This is a genomic window from Microseira wollei NIES-4236 (genome assembly GCF_020521235.1).
In the GTDB taxonomy this organism is placed as follows: domain Bacteria; phylum Cyanobacteriota; class Cyanobacteriia; order Cyanobacteriales; family Aerosakkonemataceae; genus Microseira; species Microseira wollei.
This window is the reverse complement of record NZ_BLAY01000548.1, coordinates 1-501: the sequence shown is the minus strand read 5'-3', so window position 1 is coordinate 501 and position 501 is coordinate 1. Positions and strand designations below refer to the sequence as shown.

Here is a 501-nt window from a genome sequence, read left to right as displayed (position 1 = left end):
GAGATGGTGACAACAGGTGCATTCGTAGGGGCAGGGCATCCGAAATATAATTTCCCAGTGAAAATTTTATGATTGCCGTGCCCCGACCGCCAACGAGATGGTGACAACAGGTGCATTCGTAGGGGCATGGCATCCGAAATATAATTTCCCAGTGAAAATTTTATGATTGCCGTGCCCCGACCGCCAACGAGATGGTGACAACAGGTGGATGAAGTAGGGGCAGGGCAACCGTAATCTGTTGGTTGATGCCCAAGATTGCTGCCGCCGTCCTGGGGTAGGGGCAGGGCAACCGTAATCTGTTGGTTGATGCCCCAGATTGCCGCCGCCGTCCTGGGGTAGGGGCAGGGCAACCGTAATCTTTTGGTTGATGCCCCAGATTGCCGCCGCCGTCCTGGGGTAGGGGCACGGCAACCGTAATCTGTTGGTTGATGCCCCAGATTGCCGCCGCCGTGCCCCTACATTTCGTCTGCCATATCACCTGGTGCAGAATTTGTCAACCGC

General features: G+C 55.7%; 1 protein-coding gene. It reads right to left on the bottom strand.

From position 1 onward, the window contains the following. Positions 1–160: 160 nt before the first annotated feature. The gene (locus tag MiSe_RS49800) at positions 161–478 is read right to left on the bottom strand and encodes a hypothetical protein (RefSeq protein ID WP_226595035.1); all 318 of its coding nucleotides are present in this window, start codon (positions 476–478) and stop codon (positions 161–163) included. Between the last annotated feature and the right edge of the window lie 23 nt (positions 479–501).